The 17,263-nt window shown below is 60.3% G+C and carries 17 protein-coding genes; 2 read left to right on the forward strand and 15 right to left on the reverse strand.

The window, feature by feature from the left end:
• Window positions 1-3: 3 nt before the first annotated feature.
• Genes thiO through AB4N53_RS15610 form a run of 7 tightly spaced genes read right to left on the reverse strand, consistent with a single transcriptional unit; the run spans window position 4 to window position 6,774 of the window.
• Window positions 4-1,104, reverse strand: a complete 1,101-nt coding sequence (gene thiO / locus AB4N53_RS15580; RefSeq protein WP_460121539.1) for a glycine oxidase ThiO — start codon at window positions 1,102-1,104, stop codon at window positions 4-6.
• A 57-nt stretch (window positions 1,105-1,161) separates the two neighbouring features.
• Entirely contained in the window at window positions 1,162-1,563 is a 402-nt protein-coding gene (locus tag AB4N53_RS15585) for a type IV pilin protein (protein WP_460121541.1), read from the reverse strand.
• 15 nt (window positions 1,564-1,578) lie between these two features.
• On the reverse strand, window positions 1,579-4,668 hold the full coding sequence (locus AB4N53_RS15590) for a pilus assembly protein (protein WP_460121543.1): 3,090 nt from the start codon (window positions 4,666-4,668) through the stop codon (window positions 1,579-1,581).
• Window positions 4,655-5,134 carry a pilus assembly PilX family protein gene (locus AB4N53_RS15595; RefSeq protein ID WP_460121544.1) on the reverse strand — a complete coding sequence of 160 codons (480 nt, stop codon included), beginning with the start codon at window positions 5,132-5,134 and terminating at the stop codon, window positions 4,655-4,657. The genes AB4N53_RS15590 and AB4N53_RS15595 overlap by 14 nt, the downstream gene beginning before the upstream one ends.
• A gap of 10 nt (window positions 5,135-5,144) precedes the next feature.
• Window positions 5,145-5,858, reverse strand: a complete 714-nt coding sequence (locus AB4N53_RS15600) for a PilW family protein (protein WP_460121546.1) — start codon at window positions 5,856-5,858, stop codon at window positions 5,145-5,147.
• Window positions 5,855-6,304 (reverse strand): type IV pilus modification protein PilV, encoded by a 450-nt coding sequence (pilV, locus tag AB4N53_RS15605; protein ID WP_460121548.1) that lies wholly within the window; start codon window positions 6,302-6,304, stop codon window positions 5,855-5,857. Before pilV ends, AB4N53_RS15600 begins: the two co-directional genes overlap by 4 nt.
• Window positions 6,301-6,774 carry a GspH/FimT family pseudopilin gene (locus tag AB4N53_RS15610; RefSeq protein WP_064364110.1) on the reverse strand — a complete coding sequence of 158 codons (474 nt, stop codon included), beginning with the start codon at window positions 6,772-6,774 and terminating at the stop codon, window positions 6,301-6,303. Before AB4N53_RS15610 ends, pilV begins: the two co-directional genes overlap by 4 nt.
• A 130-nt stretch (window positions 6,775-6,904) precedes the next feature.
• Between AB4N53_RS15610 and AB4N53_RS15615 the strand changes: the two genes are divergently transcribed.
• Window positions 6,905-7,474, forward strand: a complete 570-nt coding sequence (locus tag AB4N53_RS15615; RefSeq protein ID WP_460121550.1) for a GspH/FimT family pseudopilin — start codon at window positions 6,905-6,907, stop codon at window positions 7,472-7,474.
• On the opposite strand, the gene ispH is transcribed toward AB4N53_RS15615, so the two are convergent.
• The 6 genes from ispH to murJ all read right to left on the reverse strand — a co-directional run bounded on the left by ispH (window position 7,431) and on the right by murJ (window position 14,929).
• The gene (ispH, locus tag AB4N53_RS15620; RefSeq protein WP_460121552.1) at window positions 7,431-8,375 is read right to left on the reverse strand and encodes a 4-hydroxy-3-methylbut-2-enyl diphosphate reductase; all 945 of its coding nucleotides are present in this window, start codon (window positions 8,373-8,375) and stop codon (window positions 7,431-7,433) included. The genes AB4N53_RS15615 and ispH overlap by 44 nt on opposite strands.
• 152 nt (window positions 8,376-8,527) lie before the next feature.
• Window positions 8,528-8,980: an FKBP-type peptidyl-prolyl cis-trans isomerase gene (fkpB, locus tag AB4N53_RS15625; protein WP_064364108.1), complete on the reverse strand. Its 453-nt coding sequence runs from the start codon at window positions 8,978-8,980 to the stop codon at window positions 8,528-8,530.
• Window positions 8,973-9,485, reverse strand: a complete 513-nt coding sequence (lspA, locus tag AB4N53_RS15630; RefSeq protein WP_039761690.1) for a signal peptidase II — start codon at window positions 9,483-9,485, stop codon at window positions 8,973-8,975. Before lspA ends, fkpB begins: the two co-directional genes overlap by 8 nt.
• Entirely contained in the window at window positions 9,478-12,309 is a 2,832-nt protein-coding gene (ileS, locus tag AB4N53_RS15635; RefSeq protein ID WP_460121555.1) for an isoleucine--tRNA ligase, read from the reverse strand. The genes lspA and ileS overlap by 8 nt, the downstream gene beginning before the upstream one ends.
• Window positions 12,310-12,322: 13 nt before the next feature.
• Window positions 12,323-13,261 carry a bifunctional riboflavin kinase/FAD synthetase gene (gene ribF, locus AB4N53_RS15640; protein WP_016773125.1) on the reverse strand — a complete coding sequence of 313 codons (939 nt, stop codon included), beginning with the start codon at window positions 13,259-13,261 and terminating at the stop codon, window positions 12,323-12,325.
• 129 nt (window positions 13,262-13,390) lie between these two features.
• On the reverse strand, window positions 13,391-14,929 hold the full coding sequence (gene murJ, locus AB4N53_RS15645; RefSeq protein ID WP_460121557.1) for a murein biosynthesis integral membrane protein MurJ: 1,539 nt from the start codon (window positions 14,927-14,929) through the stop codon (window positions 13,391-13,393).
• Between the two features lie 252 nt (window positions 14,930-15,181).
• Here murJ and rpsT point away from each other — a divergent pair, with 252 nt between their 5' ends.
• Window positions 15,182-15,454: a 30S ribosomal protein S20 gene (gene rpsT / locus AB4N53_RS15650; protein ID WP_003228351.1), complete on the forward strand. Its 273-nt coding sequence runs from the start codon at window positions 15,182-15,184 to the stop codon at window positions 15,452-15,454.
• A gap of 184 nt (window positions 15,455-15,638) precedes the next feature.
• Here the strand turns inward: rpsT and AB4N53_RS15655 are convergent, their stop codons facing one another.
• A complete protein-coding gene (locus AB4N53_RS15655) occupies window positions 15,639-16,106 on the reverse strand; it encodes a CreA family protein (protein ID WP_041477794.1) in 468 nt (155 codons plus the stop codon).
• Between the two features lie 10 nt (window positions 16,107-16,116).
• Complete coding sequence (gene proB, locus AB4N53_RS15660) at window positions 16,117-17,235, reverse strand: glutamate 5-kinase (protein ID WP_026000682.1); 1,119 nt, start codon at window positions 17,233-17,235, stop codon at window positions 16,117-16,119.
• Between the last annotated feature and the right edge of the window lie 28 nt (window positions 17,236-17,263).

The raw sequence follows: 17,263 nt of genomic DNA on the forward strand, positions 1-17,263 counted from the left end.
TGACTAAATACGGCCCTCAGGCGCATACGGCACCGGATCAATAATCGGCGCCCGCCCCAGCATCACGTCGGCAAACAGCTGGCATGACGCCGGCGCCAGCACCAGCCCATTGCGATAATGCCCGCAGTTCAGCCACAACCCCTCGAACCCCGGCACCCGGCCAATAAAGGGAATGCCTTCAGGCGACCCCGGCCGCAGCCCGGCCCAGTGCCCGACCACTTCGGCATCCGCCAGCGCCGGCAACAATTCGATCGCCGAGGCCTTGAGGCTTTCCAGCGCTATGTCGGTCGGGGTCTTGTCGTAACCTTCGTGCTCCAGCGTGCTGCCGATCAGAATGTGACCGTCGCGACGCGGGATCGCATAACGCCCCTTGGCCAGCACCATGCTCGGCAGGAAATCAGCCGCGCACTTGTAGAGAATCATCTGGCCTTTGACCGGCTCGACCGGCAGCGTCAGGCTCAGCGTCTTGAGCAGATCACCGCTCCACGCCCCCGCCGTCAGCACAATCTGGTCGCCATTGATCACCCCCGTCGAAGTCTCCACGCCGACCACGCGCTCACCCTCGCGGACGAAGCCACTGACTTCGCATTGCTCATGAATCGTCACGTTCGGCAGCGCCAGCAACGCGGCCTTCAGCGATTTGACCAGTCGAGGATTGCGCACGTTGGCGACATCGGCCATATAGATCGCCCGGCTGAAACCGCTGCCGAGCACCGGCACCGCGTCATGCGCCGCCGAGATATCCACAGCCCGCAGCGGCCGGTTTTCCCGCTCGGCCCAGGCCAGGGCTTCGGCTTCATCGTCCAGGTCGAGCCAGTACAGGCCGGTGGTGTGCACTTCAGGATCAACGCCAGTGTCGGCAAACAAGCGCTGGCCGAGCTGTGGATAAAAATCCTGCGACCAATGCGCCAGCGCGGTGACTGCCGGACTGTAGCGCCACGGGTACAACGGCGAGACGATGCCGCCCCCAGCCCAGGACGACTCCTGGCCGACATTCGAGCGATCCAGCAGCACTACGCTGCGCACTTCGGAGGCAAGATTGTAGGCAGTGAGCAGGCCAATCACCCCGCCACCGACAATCACCACTTGCTGTTGCCTGGTCATGTTTGATCCAACCGTAAAAAAGACAGTGAGCGCAAAAGGCGCCCGAAAAAGAATGCGTCAGCGGCCCCAGCAATCCTTGGCGGTCACTCCGGTGGTCGCGTTGTTCATGCTTCGTACGCCGGTGTTGGTCAGGGTGAAATCCCCGCATTTGTCGGTCGCCATGGCCGAGCCGGTTTTACGCAGCGCGGTGAGCACAAAGCTCTGGTCGGTCAGCGTCGGGGTGATGGTGTAGAAATCATTGCCCGTGCTCAGCCCGGTGACGCCGGTGTAGACATTGTTGCGGGTGTAGAAGCGTTCGAGGGTCTGCGCCTGCTCCGAGAGCAGCGAAACCACTTCGGCGCGACGGCCCTTCTTCACGTATTCGTTGTAGCTGGGAATGCTGATGGTGAGGATGATCCCGATAATCGCGATAACGATCATGATCTCGATCAGGGTAAAACCTCGGCTGGTTCTGCGCATGCCTCAAATTCTCGCTTACTGGATTTGTCGCCACATGATACGACGGCTGCCGCCGCCACCTTTTTCCACAATGACCGTGACCGCGCCGCTGGTGTCAGTCGTGCCCTTGCGCTCGCCGTTAGCGGAGATGAAGTTCAGGGTCGGAATGCCGCCGGTAAAAATCACGCCACTGGATATCATGTCATTGCTGTCGACCAAACGGTCGCCAGTGGTGTCAATCACGGCGTAGTTGAGCATCTTACCGTTGAACGCATCGAGTTCGACGAGTCGGCCCGTACCAAAGCTCGAACAAGGGTCGGTGGTATCGACGCTGGCAGTGGTAAAAACTACCCGCCCCAACACAATACTGGCCTGATTGATCACGCGCTCACCGGTCAGCACGTTGTTGTACACCAGCGGCAGGTACCAGCCCTTTTCACCCGGATACGTCGTTTCATTCTGGCTGGTGGTCAAGAACTGCCCGGAACTGCCGGAGAACGAACCGGTGATCGCCTGTGCCTGCAAACTGCTGACGGTGATTTGTCCGGCCCCACCCTCTGCATCCCAGATTGAATAGAACGCCTGCAGATCCTTGTTGCTCTTGTCGACGGTTTCGTTGAACTTGCCGGTGCCGAAAAACACCTGCTTGCCGCCCTGTGGGTTATCCGCCAGCAGCGGTTGCGCGGTGATCGGCTGCGTTGCCCCACCCGGGGCGGTGAACAAAGGCTTGCCGGCAAACGCCACGCCCCAGCTTTCTGCCCCGGGTGCGCTCAAGTCGAATTTCCACATACGCCCCTTCAGGTCGCCACCGTAGGCAGCCTGCACCACGTTCGAGGAATTGACCCTGAGTTCCACAGATGACAGACCGTTGCTGGTTTCCGTACTGTCAATGACGATTTTCCTGATCAGCGAACCATCCAGCGCATCCAGCACATACAACGCTGCAACCCCCGAATTGCTGCCGTAGCCATTGGCGATGAAAGTCGCCCAGCGACCGTTGGCCAAGCGTGCCACTGCCGGACGCGCGTAGGCGTAACCCAGATCATTGAAAGCGTTCGACGTGTTGGCCGTGGCCGGCGCACTGACCTCCCACAATGCCTTGATGACATTGCCCGCCGAGGCATCGAACAGTTGCAGCCCATAGAAGGTTTTGCCACCGGCCCCCGTTCCGCCAATGGCTAACGTTTTCCAAGTAGAGCCAGCCTGCGCATCGAACACGCCGACCTGACCGTCCACCAGAAACTTGTGGCTGACGCCGTTGACGTAGTTTGTATCCGCGATCAGACGCAAGGAAGGCAGCACGCTGGAGGGCATGTAGGCATAACGGCGGGTGCCGTTCGCCGAATTGATCACGTTGACGAAACCGTCGTTGGCGTTCACCACCAGGCTGGTATTCATGTTCGCAGCCTTGGTGGTCAGGTAGTTGGTGTAACTGCTGTCACCCGTCAGATCGGATGCGGTCTTGTCCGAAGGCGACGCGAGTACCAGTGGCGAATTGATGATGTCGCCGAGCAGCGCAGTGCGCACTTTGAGCCCGGCCTTGTTGGTCCCTTTGCTCCACTCCAGCAGATCATTGCCGTTGATGCCGCTGGGCAACCCCTGATTCAGCGTAGTCTGCTGCGCCGGGGAAAAGTTGAGGAGTGCCAGGGCAATGGGCGTGTTGCTCGCGGTGTTCCATGACTGGAAAGTCGGCGCAGTGGCAGAGGGCACGATAGTGGTGTCGGTCGACCATTGCGCCGCCGAGGTATTCACCGTGCCTGTCGAGGTAAAGCCGAACGACCTGATCGTGCCGCGCCAATCCTTGGGATCGTAAGTGGTCTGGTAGAAACTGCTGCCACTGGTCAACGTACTGCTGCTGGCGACGCCGGCACCACCGGAGCCGGCCTTGGAAGTGATATCGCTCAGTGCCGACGATAACGCCGCATTGAGCCCGGAGCTGTCGGTCGCCTGGTAATACCTGCCCTGCCCATAACTGGCGGCGTCGGACAACATGTCGTTGTCCGCAGCGAAACCGACGGTGTAGGTGTTCATATACTGCCGGGGAAAATCCACCGCATTCCAGCTCTTGCCGGCGGCGTCGGTGCCGGTCGAGCGCATGTCGATGTCGAAGGCGAATTTGGCAATGTCATCCAGATACAGGGTGTCACCTTCGCCGTCACCGTTGAGGTTGTCGCCATCGTTATTCACGCCATCCCAGTTTGGTAGCCGACTGCCTCCCAGCGGATCGTTGGTCGGGAAGGTACGGTCATAGGTCGGCAAGCCATCGGTAATCACCACGCCGTAGTTTTTCTGGCAGCGATATTGGATCGGGCTGGTATAGGTCGCCGGCGCGCCGTTGTAGTAAGGCGCCAGGCCGCGCATGTAGCGCGTGACTTCGTAGTAGCTCTCGGCCAACGGCGTGTTGGCCACAGCGTTCAGGCCGTTGATCGATGAAATCAGCGCGTTGTAGTTAGTGTCTGCCTGGGCCTGGGTGACGCTGCCCGCGACTGGTGACAAATCGGTGATCGAGCGAGCGATAAACCCGCCGTTGCCCGGGTTGCTGCTGGTCGCCGGATTGAATGTCGACAGGCCCATGCGCAAGGTGCGGTTGCTGCTCACCAGCGCGGTGGAAACGTTGCGCGCCACGTTCATCCGGTAATCGTTGGGAATCGCCCCAGTGGTGAAGTCGCGGGTGCCGTTGCTGATGGCCAGGCTGACTATGTAGGAAATGTAATCGGCGGAATAGCGAGTGTTCTCGTTGCCTACCGGGTCGGGCAGTTTCAGACATAACGGCGCCACGCTGTTGTTGTAGAACGCGTAGGCGCCTCCAGAGCAGCCGGAGGTTGGCAGGCTCGATAGAAATACTGTGTCGCCGGTAATCTGCGGCGCATTGAGTGCAGAGCACAAGCCGAGGAAGGCATTGCACTGCCGGGCGGGAGTGCGGTTGACGTTCGGGTCGAATCCGGCGGCGTAGATGATGCTGTTCATGCTCCCCGAGTCGTCGATCAGCAGCATCACGTTCGGCGCCACCGCTGCCGCGCTCAGCAGCGGCGAATCAGACGGCGTGAACGCCCAGGCCGGCGCCGCCAGATAGAAACTCATCAGCATGCCGATCAGCAGCGACGCGCAGCGCTCAATACTTCGCATAGACACTCTCCACCACGCTACGCGAATTGCCGGCGATGCCGACCGCAGTCACTCGATACAAGGTTGCCGAAGTGTTGCTCGGCACGTTCACCGCTGTCAGGGTCGTGCCGATGTTCTGCACGCCATAAAAGCCATTACCGGCAGCGATCCAGGTCACCCCGGAGGTCGAATTGAAACCGGCCGAGCTGACTGATGACGATTCAGCCGGCGGCAGACATTGGCTCGTGCCGCTGCACACCGCCAACGAGTAACTGTCCAGTTGCACTGCGCTTTCACCGACACGCAATGCCGCTTCGGCCGCCTGAAACGATTGATTGCGCAGGCTGACGCTGCCGGCCATTTTCTCTTGCAGGTTGGCGCTCTGCATCGAGGACAAACCGATCAATGTGAGCAACAGCAGAAACACCAGACTGACCAGCAAGACCATACCGCGCTGGGACTGACGTTGTTGCAGGGAGATCCTCATCGCCGCCCCCTCATGGCAAGCGGTTGCGCAATGCCGCAACCACGTTGAAGGTTTGATTGCGCACCCGATTGTTCGGGTCGGTGAGGGTCAGGCTCAGGCGCACACTGCGGATGCGCGCGGGATCGCCGGGGTTGCTGCTGTAAGTGGAGGCCGCCACGTCGGTCGCCGAGCTGGCAAGACCAAAGGTGACGTTGAAGGCGCTGACGTTGTTCACCAGCACTTGCTGCGCCGGATTGCCGCTGCCAGTGCCCATGAGGATCTGGTTATTGCTGAAGCTGTAGATCAGGCGGCGGATCGGGAACGCGATCTGCCCCGTGGTCGGGCTGCGCAATCCAGTGTAGGCGACCGCACTGTTGCGACAATCGGAAACCACCGTCCAGGTTGGCGTCCCTCCCCCGCTACCGACATCAGCAGTGACCAGGGTCAATTTCAGATTGGCGTTATCCCAACTGATCGGGGCGATCTGCGCAGCGTTGAAATCCCCTGCCGAACTGGAGTCAACGATGGTGCCGAGACAGCCGAACATGCCGACCATGCGGATTTCCTGAATCATTTTGCTCAAGACAAAGCGCGCATCTTCCTGCATCGCTGCGGCGCTGTTCTGACTGACGTAAGTGTTTTTCGCGGCGATGAAAATCTGTACCACACCGAGTACGACGATCAGCCCCAAAGCCAGAGCAATCAGCAACTCGATCAGGCCGAAACCACGGCTGGAACGCTTCATGGTGTGGCCACCGGATCGACCGCCGCCCGGCTGGTCAGAACGAAACTGCGCTGGGCACTGGCAGCGTTCGCCGCGCGCGCATCGCTCCAGGTAATGGTGATGGTGTAGACCCGTTGATTGAGGGTGATGTTGCCCGTCGCGGTCGGGCCGCCGAAGTTGGCGATATTGGTGGTGAAGTCGTAGAGATCCTGATCCCGAGCAACACTGAGGTTGCCCGAGGTCGGCGGCGTGACGGTGTAGTTGGCGCCAGAGTTGGCGCGAATGCGATCCATCATGTCATAGGCAATGAAGCTCGCCTGACTGGTCATCCGCGAACTGTCGGTGTACTTCAGCGCATTGAGCTGCACCGCTGCTGCGCCCAACAGCCCGACGGTGAGAATCAGCAACGCGACCAGCACTTCGATCAGCGTCATGCCCTCCTGTGCGACTTTGCTCCCTGCCCTCATCCGCAATTTCCACCCAATTGAATGCGTCCGTTCAAACACACGTTCAGCGTCCTGCTTTGCGTGCCCAGCGTGTAACCGATGACCACCGCCGTCGACGGTGCCGCCAGACCACCAAGATTGTTGAAATCCAGTGCGGTCACTCCTGAGGGTAGCGTCAGAGTCGCGCCACTGCTCATTGCTGGAACAACCCGCAACACATTGGCCGGATTGCCAGTGCTGTCGTAGACCGCCAGCTCTCCGGTCCAGACACTGCCGCCAGCGGTCGGACGCAGACGCGTGGTCACGCCACGATTGATCGCTTCGAGCCGGGCGAAATTGATTGCCCGCTGCAAGTCACCGACTTCAGTATCTGCCTTGCTGCTCTGGATCGTACGGGTAAAGGCCGGCACCGCCAGCGTGATCAGTACCAGGAACACCGCGATGGCGACCAGCAACTCGACCAGCGTGAAACCTTTTGTACGAAGATCCATCGATGCCCTCCGTTGCTGTCGGCTATACCTGCTTTTACACGCTAGAACATTCGCTCGGCACGCGCCGACTGATTTGCCCTGCGCGGCGCACGGATTGAGCTGCTCATACCATTCCACGGAGGGATTTTTCATGCCGCAACACGGTTTCAGCCTGATTGAACTGCTTATGGGACTGGCAATTGGCGCAATTGTTCTGCTGCTGGTCAGCCCGGCGTTCGCTGCGCTCAAGCAAGCGACTCACCGCGATCACGCAGCGCAGTCGCTACTCGAAGGTATCCGCCACGCTCGCACCTTGGCCATTACGCACAATCAGAGCGTGGTGATCCACGGCATCGGCGGTGACTGGAGTCAGGGTTGGCGGATCATTCTGGATCGAAGCGGCAAGGGGCCGGAGGACAGCAGCAATCCGCTGCTGGTTGAACGCGCCAGTGAGGCGAAGGTGCCGATTGTCGGCAACTGGTGGGTGAGCCGCTATGTGCGCTTCAGTCATCTGGGGCAGCCGCTGATGCCGGGGCGGCGATTTCAGGCGGGGACGATACACATCTGCTCGCCTCGCGAACCGGCCAGCCAGCGCCAGATCGTGCTGGCCGCGACCGGTCGCGTGCGCCTGAACAGTCAGGAAACCGAGCAGGCGCTGTGCGACAAAAACAGAAGCGTCAGATCGAACGGACGCGCAGCTCTTTCGGCATCGAGAACGTGATGTTCTCTTCACGGCCGGCCAACTCATCGGCACCGGTCGCGCCCCAGGCCTGCAATTGCTGGATCACGCCCCGGACCAGCACTTCCGGCGCCGAGGCGCCAGCGGTGATGCCGATACGCTCGACGCCGGCGAACCAGCTTTGTTGCAGGTCTTCGGCACCGTCGATCAGATAGGCCGGGGTCGCCATGCGCTCAGCCAGTTCACGCAGACGGTTGGAGTTGGAACTGTTCGGGCTGCCGACCACCAGCACCACGTCGCACTCGTCGGCCAGTTGCTTGACGGCGTCCTGGCGGTTTTGCGTGGCGTAGCAGATGTCGTCCTTGCGCGGACCACCGATCGCCGGGAAGCGCGTGCGCAGGGCATCGATCACACGGCTGGTGTCGTCCATCGACAAGGTTGTCTGGGTGACGAAGGCGAGCCTTTCCGGATCGCGCACCTGCAACTCGGCCACGTCCTTCTCGTCTTCGACGAGGTAGATCGCACCGCCATTGCTGGCATCGTACTGGCCCATGGTGCCTTCGACTTCCGGGTGACCGGCGTGGCCGATCAGGATGCACTCGCGACCGTCGCGGCTGTATTTGGCGACTTCGATGTGCACCTTGGTCACCAGCGGGCAGGTTGCATCGAAGACTTTCAGGCCACGACCGGCGGCTTCGTTGCGCACAGCTTGGGAAACACCGTGGGCGCTGAAGATGACGATCACGTCATCGGGTACCTGATCGAGCTCTTCGACGAAAATCGCGCCACGGCTGCGTAGGTCTTCGACGACGAACTTGTTGTGCACCACTTCATGACGCACATAGATCGGCGGCCCGAAGACTTCCAGGGCGCGGTTGACGATTTCGATCGCCCGGTCCACACCGGCGCAGAAGCCACGGGGGTTGGCGAGTTTGATTTGCATGCTGTGCCTCGTGTCTTGCGCGCGAAAACAATGGAAAACAGACTGTGGGAGCGAGCCTGCTCGCGAAGGGGCCATCACCTGCAACATTTCTGTTGATTGACACACCGCTTTCGCGAGCAGGCTCGCTCCCACATTTGACCTTATACAGGCAGTTATAGCGCTTTGACGGAAATGATTTCCACGTCAAAGGTCAGCGTCTTGCCGGCCAGCGGGTGGTTGAAGTCGACGGTCACTTGCGTGTCGTCGAACTCTTTCACCACACCTGGCAATTCAGTATTGGCCGCATCGTTGAAGATCACCAGCAGACCCGGTGACAACTCCATGTCGGTGAACTGCGAACGCGGGATGGTCTGCACGTTCTGCGGGTTCGGCTGACCGAAGGCGTTTTCCGGCTCAACGGTCAGGGTGCGCTTGTCACCGGCCTTGAAGCCGAACAGTGCGGCTTCGAAACCCGGCAGCAGGTTGCCATCGCCGACCTTGAACGTCGCCGGGGCCTTGTCGAAGGTACTGTCGACGGTGTCACCGTTTTCCAGGCGCAAGGCAAAGTGCAGAGTGACTTCGGTGTTCTGGCCGATGCGTTGCTCAGTCGATAGCGGTTCAGTCATGAGCAGCCTCTTCGGTTTTCTTCGATTTGAACATGTCCAGTGCCAGCATGATCGCGCCAACGGTGATCGCGCTGTCGGCAATGTTGAACGCCGGGAAATACCAGCGGTTCTGCCAGTGCACCAGGATGAAGTCGATCACATGGCCCAGGGCAACGCGGTCATACAGGTTGCCCAGCGCACCACCCAGCACCAGCGCCAGGGCGACGGCCAGCCAGGTGTCGTTGCGGCCCAGGCGCTTGAGCCAGACCACCAGCACGGCACTGACCACAATCGCGATCAGCGCAAAGAGCCAGCGCTGCCAGCCGGAGCTGTCCGCGAGGAAGCTGAAGGCAGCGCCAGTGTTGTAAGCCAGAGTCCAGCTGAACAGATCGGGAATGATCACGATCTGCTGGAACATTTCGAGCCTGGCTTCGAAGTAGAACTTGCTGGCCTGGTCAATAACCAGAACCAGCAGGCTCAACCACAGCCAGCTCAGCCGTCCGAAACGGCCAATGGCATCAGGCATAGTGACGAACCTCGCCAGCGCCGCTGATGTTGTCGACGCAACGCCCGCAGATTTCCGGATGCTCCGGGTTCACGCCGACGTCTTCGCGGCAATGCCAGCAACGTGCGCATTTCGGGAACGCCGATTTGACGATCTTCAGTTTCAGACCGCTGACTTCGGTGGCCACTGCATCGGCCGGAGCCTGCACGAATGGCGCAACGCTGGCAGTCGAGGTGATCAGGACAAAGCGCAGCTCGTTGCTCAGCTTGGCCAGGTCGGCGCTCAGCGCCTCTTCGGCAAACAGCGTCACTTCGGCCTGCAGGTTGCCACCGACAGCTTTCGCCGCACGCTGGATTTCCATCTCTTTGTTGACCGCGACTTTCACTTCCATGATGCGATCCCAGTAGGCGCGACCCAGCTCGAAGCCTTCCGGCAGCTCGGTCAGGCCTTCGTACCAGGTGTTCAGCATGACCGACTCGTTACGCTCCCCCGGCAGGTATTGCCACAGCTCATCGGCAGTGAAAGCGAGGATCGGCGCGATCCAGCGCACCAGCGCCTCGGAGATGTGGAACAGCGCGGTCTGGCACGAGCGCCGGGCCTTGCTGTCGGCGCCGGTGGTGTACTGGCGGTCCTTGATGATGTCGAGGTAGAAACCACCCAGCTCCTGCACGCAGAAGTTGTGGATCTTCGAGTACACGTTCCAGAAACGGTATTCGCCGTAGTGCTCTTGCAACTCGCGTTGCAGCAGCAGCGTACGATCCACCGCCCAGCGATCCAGCGCCAGCATGTCTTCGGCCGGCAGCAGGTCGGTGGCCGGACTGAAACCGGTCAGGTTGGAAAGCAGGAAGCGCGCGGTGTTACGGATACGACGGTAGGCATCCGCGCTGCGCTGCAGAATCTGCTCGGAGACCGCCATTTCGCCGGAGTAGTCGGTCGAAGCGACCCACAGACGCATGATGTCAGCGCCCAGGGTGTCGTTGACCTTCTGCGGCGCGATCACGTTGCCCAGCGACTTGGACATCTTGCGGCCGGACTCATCGACGGTGAAACCGTGAGTCAGCAGCTCGCGGTAAGGCGCGTGGTTGTCGATGGCGCAACCGGTCAGCAGGGACGAGTGGAACCAGCCACGGTGCTGGTCGGAACCTTCCAGGTACAGGTCGGCACGCGGGCCGCTTTCGTGGCCCATCGGGTGCGAACCGCGCAGGACGTGCCAGTGCGTGGTGCCCGAGTCGAACCAGACGTCGAGGGTGTCGCTGATCTTGTCGTACTGCGGCGCTTCATCACCGAGCAACTCGGCAGCGTCGAGTTTGAACCAGGCTTCGATGCCTTCGACTTCAACGCGTTTGGCGACTTCTTCCATCAGCTCGACGGTACGCGGGTGCAGCTCGCCGCTTTCCTTGTTGAGGAAGAACGGGATCGGCACGCCCCAGTTGCGCTGACGCGAGATGCACCAGTCCGGACGGTTGGCGATCATCGAGTGCAAACGCGCCTGGCCCCAGGCCGGAACGAACTTGGTGTCTTCGATGGCCTTGAGCGAACGTACGCGCAGGGTGTCGCCGCTGGTTGGCTCCTTGTCCATGCCGATGAACCACTGCGCGGTGGCGCGGTAGATCAGCGGGGTCTTGTGGCGCCAGCAGTGCATGTAGCTGTGTTCGATGACGGTGGTGTGCATCAGCGCACCGACTTCGGTCAGTTTTTCGACGATGGCCGGGTTGGCCTTCCAGATGAACTGGCCGCCGAAGAATTCCAGCGACGGCACGTACACGCCGTTGCTCTGCACCGGGTTGAGGATGTCGTCGTTGACCATGCCGTATTTCTTGCAGGTCACGAAGTCGTCCACGCCGTAGGCCGGGGCGGAGTGAACCACGCCGGTGCCAGCGCCCAGTTCGACGTAGTCAGCCAGGTACACCGGCGACAGACGATCGTAGAACGGGTGACGGAAGTTGATCAGCTCAAGTTCTTTACCGGTGGTGGTGGCGATGACCGAACCTTCCACGCCATAGCGCGCCAGGCAGGCTTCGACCAGCTCTTCAGCCAGCACCAGCAGCTTGTCGCCGATATCGACCAGGGCGTAGTTGAATTCCGGGTGCACGTTCAGCGCCTGGTTGGCCGGGATGGTCCACGGGGTGGTGGTCCAGATCACGATCGCAGCAGGTTTGCTCAGCGAGGCCAGACCGAACGCGGCAGCCAGTTTGGCTTCATCAGCGATCGGGAACGCGACGTCGATGGTCGAGGACTTCTTGTTCTCGTACTCGACTTCAGCTTCAGCCAGCGCCGAACCGCAATCGAAGCACCAGTTCACGGGCTTGAGGCCCTTGAAGACGAAACCGCCCTTGACGATCTCGGCGAGGGCGCGGATTTCACCGGCCTCGTTCTTGAAGTCCATGGTCTTGTATGGATTGGCGAAATCGCCCAACACACCGAGACGGATGAACTCGGACTTCTGCCCTTCGATCTGCTCGGTGGCGTAGGAACGGCACAGCTCGCGGGTTTTATCCGCGCCGAGGTTCTTGCCGTGGGTCACTTCAACCTTGTGCTCGATCGGCAGGCCATGGCAGTCCCAGCCCGGGACGTACGGCGCGTCGAAACCCGACAGGGTCTTCGAGCGAATGATCATGTCCTTGAGAATCTTGTTCAGTGCGTGACCGATGTGGATCGTGCCGTTGGCGTACGGAGGGCCGTCGTGCAGGACGAACTTCGGACGATCCTTGCCAATCTCGCGCAACTTTCCGTACAGGCCAATACTGTCCCAGCGCTGCAGGATCTGCGGTTCGCGCTGTGGCAGGCCGGCCTTCATTGGGAAGGCGGTGTCCGGAAGGTTTAGCGTGGCTTTATAGTCGGTCATTTAAGGCTCTTCATTAGCGATGGGCGCTAGGTGCGGCTAGTGCACGGGCGGTGGCGACATCCGCATTGATCGCCGTTTTCAATGCCTCCAGAGAGGCGAAGCGCTGCTCTTCACGCAGCTTTTGGTGGAAAACCACCGTCAAACGCCGGTCATACAGATCGCCGGCAAAATCTAACAAATGGACCTCGAGGTGGGCTTTGCCATCCCCTTGCACCGTGGGACGCACGCCAATATTGGCGACACCGGGCCAGGTCTTGCCGTCGATGTCGACATTCACCAGATAGACCCCGGTGAACGGCACGCGACGACGCTTGAGTTGAATATTGGCAGTGGGCGTTCCCAATTGCCGGGCCAGTTTCTGGCCATGCAGTACGCGCCCGGCGATGCGGTACGGACGGCCGAGCAAGCGTTCGGCCAAGGCAAAATCGGCCGCAGCCAAGGCGTTGCGCACCTGCGTGCTGCTGACGCGAATGCCGTCCAGCTCGACGGTTTGCGCGGCTTCGACGGTGAAACCGTGAACCTGCCCGGCCTGCATCAGAAAATCGAAATCGCCGAGGCGGTCGCAACCGAAACGGAAATCGTCACCGACCTCCAGATGCTGCACGCCAAGGCCATCAACGAGGATGGTGTCGACAAACTCACTGGCGCTGAGCTTGCTCAAGCGCTGGTTGAAGGCCAGGCACAAGACCCGGTCGACGCCTTCAGCGGCCAGCAGTTGCAGCTTGTCACGCAACCGCGCCAGACGCGCCGGCGCGGTGTCGGGCGCAAAGAACTCCCGTGGCTGCGGCTCGAAAATCACCACGCAGCTGGGTACGCCCAACTCGAGCGCACGCTCACGCAGCCGGGCCAGGATAGCCTGGTGACCACGGTGAACACCGTCAAAGTTGCCAATAGTGGCGACGCAGCCCCGATGCTGGGGGCGCAAGTTGTGGAGGCCTCGAACCAGCTGCATAACGCGCTTCTTGCTCATAAAGTGGTCGATTATAACCACACCCGACGGCCGACGACAGGCAACACCGTAACGCAAAGTGAACGAGCCGACAAAACCGCCGGCTCATGCCTGCTCATGAAGGCTGAAACCTCAGCTCAAGGCCTTGCGATTGAAGTCGCGCAGACGGAAACCCAGCAGCAGCAACATACCGAAATACGCCACCACACCGGCCACCACCAGCGCGCCCAGACGCAGGAGGCGCTCGAGCATATGGCCCTCATCCCATGCCGGCATGAAATGCATGCCGGCCAGCAACACCGCCGACATCACGGTCACTGCAACCACCAGCTTGAAGCCGAATTTGCCCCAGCCCGGCTGCGGTTGATACATCTTCTGCTTGCGCAGTTGATAGAACAGCAGCCCGGCGTTTAGACAGGCGCCAGCACTGATCGCCAACGCAAGGCCGGCGTGGGCCAGCGGACCGATCAACGCCAGGTTGAACAACTGCGTGCAGACCAGCGTGAAAATTGCGATTTTCACCGGCGTGCGAATGTTCTGTTGCGCATAAAAGCCCGGCGCGAGCACTTTGATCACGATAATTCCGAGCAGGCCGACCGAATAGGCAATCAGCGCACGCTGGGTCATCTCGGCATCAAAGCCGCTGAACTGGCCATACTGGAACAACGAAACGGTCAACGGTTCGGCAAGTATCCCCAGCGCCAGCGCGCACGGCAGCACCAGCACAAAGCACAGGCGCAGCCCCCAATCGAGGATTCGCGAATACTCATGACGATCCTTGCTGGCGTAGGTCTTGGCCAGCGTCGGCAGCAGAATCGTGCCGAGTGCCACGCCCAACACGCCCGACGGCAACTCCATCAAACGGTCGGCGTAGTACATCCACGACACCGAGCCTGCGACCAGAAACGAGGCGAAGATGGTGTTGATAATCAGCGAAATCTGACTGACCGATACACCGAGGATGGCCGGCAGCATCTGCTTCATCACCCGCCACACGCCGCTGTCGCGCAGGTTCAGGCGCGGCAGCACCAGCATGCCGATCTTTTTCAGGTGTGGCAGTTGATAAAGTAATTGCGCCAGACCGCCGACCAATACCGCCCAGCCAAGCGCCATGACCGGTGGATCGAAGTAGGGCGTGAGGAACAGCGAAAACACGATCATGCTGACGTTGAGCAGAGTCGGCACGAAGGCCGGCACCGAGAAGCGGTTCCAGGTATTCAGAATCGCGCCGGCCAGCGAGGACAGCGAGATCAGCAATATATAAGGAAAGGTCACCCGCAACAGATCGGAGGTGAGCTGGAATTTTTCCGGGGTATCGGTGAAACCAGGGGCCGTGGCCCAGATCACCCAGGGCGCGGCGATCATGCCCAGCGCCGTCACAACCGCCAATACCAGCGTCAGCAGGCCCGACACATAGGCAATAAAGGTGCGCGTCGCTTCTTCGCCCTGCTGGCTTTTATATTCGGCCAGGATCGGCACGAACGCCTGGGAAAAAGCCCCTTCGGCAAAGATCCGCCGCAGCAGATTGGGCAGTTTGAACGCAATAAAGAAGGCATCCGTGGCCATCCCGGCGCCGAATGTTCGCGCGATCAGCGTGTCACGAACAAAACCCAGAATCCGGGAAAGCATCGTGATAGAGCTGACGGCGGCCAACGATTTGAGCAGATTCATTGAGAGAGTTTGTGCCTGTCGATAAACAGCAGGCGAACAATGCGCCTACTTGTGCGATACTCCGCGCCGCAACAGCACAGAGCCAAAGCTCGCGAGTTTACAGGTCAAGCGCCGGAAATAAATATCCCGCCTCTTTATACCTACCACTTAGCGGAACGATTCAAGTGCCCTTGACAAGACAAGTCTTCATCGGCATGATTCGCGGCCTATTTTGTTTGCTATTTCCTAAAAAGTCTTTCGAGGAGCTCGACGGTGGCCAACTCACCTTCCGCCAAAAAACGTGCAAAACAGGCTGAGAAGCGTCGCAGCCACAACGCCAGCCTGCGTTCCATGGTTCGTACCTACATCAAGAATGTAGTTAAGGCCATCGACGCAAAAGACGCTGAAAAAGCTCAAGCTGCATACGTTCTGGCTGTGCCAGTTATCGACCGTATGGCCGATAAAGGCATCATCCACAAGAACAAGGCTGCTCGTCATAAGAGCCGTCTGAATGGCCACGTCAAAGCGCTGAAAGAAGCCGCTTAATCGACGTAGTCATTAAAAAACCGACCTCAGGGTCGGTTTTTTATTGCCTGTGATTTAACAAGCTACGGGCAAAAAAATGTGGGAGCGAGCCTGCTCGCGAAGAGGTCACGTCAGTCGATACAAACATCAACTGACAGATCGCATTCGCGAGCGGGCTCGCTCCCACAATTCGGATAGGTGGCACTTATTGCTGAACAGGCACCCACGGCAGGATCGGGATGGCCGTCACAGCATTCTGTGGGCTACCCTCGATCAAGCGATCGCTGTAGACCAGGTACACCAGCGTGTTGCGCTTCTTGTCGAGGAAACGCACCACCTGCATGGTCTTGAACACCAGCGAAGTGCGCTCCTTGAACACCTCATCGCCATCCTTCAGCTCACCCTTGAACTTGATCGGCCCGACCTGGCGACAGGCGATCGAGGCCTCGGCACGATCCTCTGCCAGACCAAGACCACCCTTCACTCCGCCAGTCTTGGCGCGCGACAGGTAGCAGGTCACGCCTTCGACTTTCGGATCGTCGAACGCCTCGACCACAATCCGGTCATTCGGCCCGACAAACTTGAACACGGTCGACACCTGACCGATTTCCTCGGCCGAGACCAGCAATGGCATGGCCATCAGCAGGCCCAACAATCCTTTCGCTACGCGCATCGAATTTTCCTTAGACCAGAATCAGGTTGTCACGGTGAACCAGTTCCGGCTCCGCCATGTAACCGAGCAAACCGACAATCGCATCCGACGACTGACCGATGATTTTTTGCGCTTCCAGGGCGCTGTAATTGGCCAGACCCCGAGCGATTTCTCGACCATCCGGCGCCACACAGACAACCATCTCACCGCGACGGAAGCTGCCTTGAACCAGTTTCACCCCCACCGGCAGCAGACTTTTATTGCCCTTGGACAACGCCGACACCGCCCCCTCATCCAGCACCAGGGTGCCACGGGTTTGTAGATGCCCGGCCAGCCACTGCTTGCGCGCCGCAAGCATGCCACGCTCAGGCGACAGCAGCGTGCCGATGCGCTCGCCCGCCTTGAGACGATCGAGCACGCGCTCAAGGCGCCCGCCGACGATGATGGTGTGGGCACCGGAACGCGCCGCCAGACGCGCCGCGCGCAGCTTGGTCTGCATGCCGCCACGCCCCAGCGCCCCGCCGGTACCGCCCGCAACCGCATCAAGCGACGGATCATCGGCGCGCGCTTCGTAAATCAGCTGCGCATCGGGGTTATTGCGCGGGTCGGCGTCGAACATGCCATCGCGATCAGTGAGGATCACCAGCAGATCGGCCTCGACCAGATTGGCCACCAGCGCCGCCAACGTGTCGTTGTCGCCGAAACGGATTTCGTCGGTGACCACGGTGTCGTTTTCGTTGATCACCGGAATGACTTTCAGCTCGACCAGCGCACGCAAGGTACTGCGAGCATTCAGGTAGCGCTTGCGGTCGGACAGGTCGTCGTGGGTCAGGAGAATCTGCGCGGTGTGCCGGCCATGTTCGGCGAAGCTTGATTCCCAGGCCTGCACCAACCCCATCTGACCGATTGCAGCGGCCGCCTGAAGCTCGTGCATGGCACTGGGTCGCGCGGTCCAGCCCAAGCGGCTCATGCCGGCCGCCACCGCCCCGGAGGACACCAGCACCAGCTCGACGCCCGCTTCATGCAGCGCCACCATCTGCTCGACCCAGACACTCATTGCCGCGCGATCCAGCCCTTTGCCGTCAGCTGTCAGCAAAGCGCTGCCGATCTTCACGACCCAACGCTGCGCACCTGTCACCTTGCTCCGCATCATCTTCAACCTTAGCTTGAGGGCAGCG

The organism is Pseudomonas sp. H3_E04 (genome assembly GCF_054668915.1).

Excerpts from the sequence above, each read along its gene's own strand:
- thiO (WP_460121539.1), bottom strand. The coding sequence starts at position 1,104 with ATGACCAGGCAACAGCAAGTGGTGATTGTCGGTGGCGGGGTGATTGGC.
- AB4N53_RS15585 (WP_460121541.1), bottom strand. The coding sequence starts at position 1,563 with ATGCGCAGAACCAGCCGAGGTTTTACCCTGATCGAGATCATGATCGTT.
- AB4N53_RS15590 (WP_460121543.1), bottom strand. The coding sequence starts at position 4,668 with ATGCGAAGTATTGAGCGCTGCGCGTCGCTGCTGATCGGCATGCTGATG.
- AB4N53_RS15595 (WP_460121544.1), bottom strand. The coding sequence starts at position 5,134 with ATGAGGATCTCCCTGCAACAACGTCAGTCCCAGCGCGGTATGGTCTTG.
- AB4N53_RS15600 (WP_460121546.1), bottom strand. The coding sequence starts at position 5,858 with ATGAAGCGTTCCAGCCGTGGTTTCGGCCTGATCGAGTTGCTGATTGCT.
- pilV (WP_460121548.1), bottom strand. The coding sequence starts at position 6,304 with ATGAGGGCAGGGAGCAAAGTCGCACAGGAGGGCATGACGCTGATCGAA.
- AB4N53_RS15610 (WP_064364110.1), bottom strand. The coding sequence starts at position 6,774 with ATGGATCTTCGTACAAAAGGTTTCACGCTGGTCGAGTTGCTGGTCGCC.
- AB4N53_RS15615 (WP_460121550.1), top strand. The coding sequence starts at position 6,905 with ATGCCGCAACACGGTTTCAGCCTGATTGAACTGCTTATGGGACTGGCA.
- ispH (WP_460121552.1), bottom strand. The coding sequence starts at position 8,375 with ATGCAAATCAAACTCGCCAACCCCCGTGGCTTCTGCGCCGGTGTGGAC.
- fkpB (WP_064364108.1), bottom strand. The coding sequence starts at position 8,980 with ATGACTGAACCGCTATCGACTGAGCAACGCATCGGCCAGAACACCGAA.
- lspA (WP_039761690.1), bottom strand. The coding sequence starts at position 9,485 with ATGCCTGATGCCATTGGCCGTTTCGGACGGCTGAGCTGGCTGTGGTTG.
- ileS (WP_460121555.1), bottom strand. The coding sequence starts at position 12,309 with ATGACCGACTATAAAGCCACGCTAAACCTTCCGGACACCGCCTTCCCA.
- ribF (WP_016773125.1), bottom strand. The coding sequence starts at position 13,261 with ATGCAGCTGGTTCGAGGCCTCCACAACTTGCGCCCCCAGCATCGGGGC.
- murJ (WP_460121557.1), bottom strand. The coding sequence starts at position 14,929 with ATGAATCTGCTCAAATCGTTGGCCGCCGTCAGCTCTATCACGATGCTT.
- AB4N53_RS15655 (WP_041477794.1), bottom strand. The coding sequence starts at position 16,106 with ATGCGCGTAGCGAAAGGATTGTTGGGCCTGCTGATGGCCATGCCATTG.
- proB (WP_026000682.1), bottom strand. The coding sequence starts at position 17,235 with ATGCGGAGCAAGGTGACAGGTGCGCAGCGTTGGGTCGTGAAGATCGGC.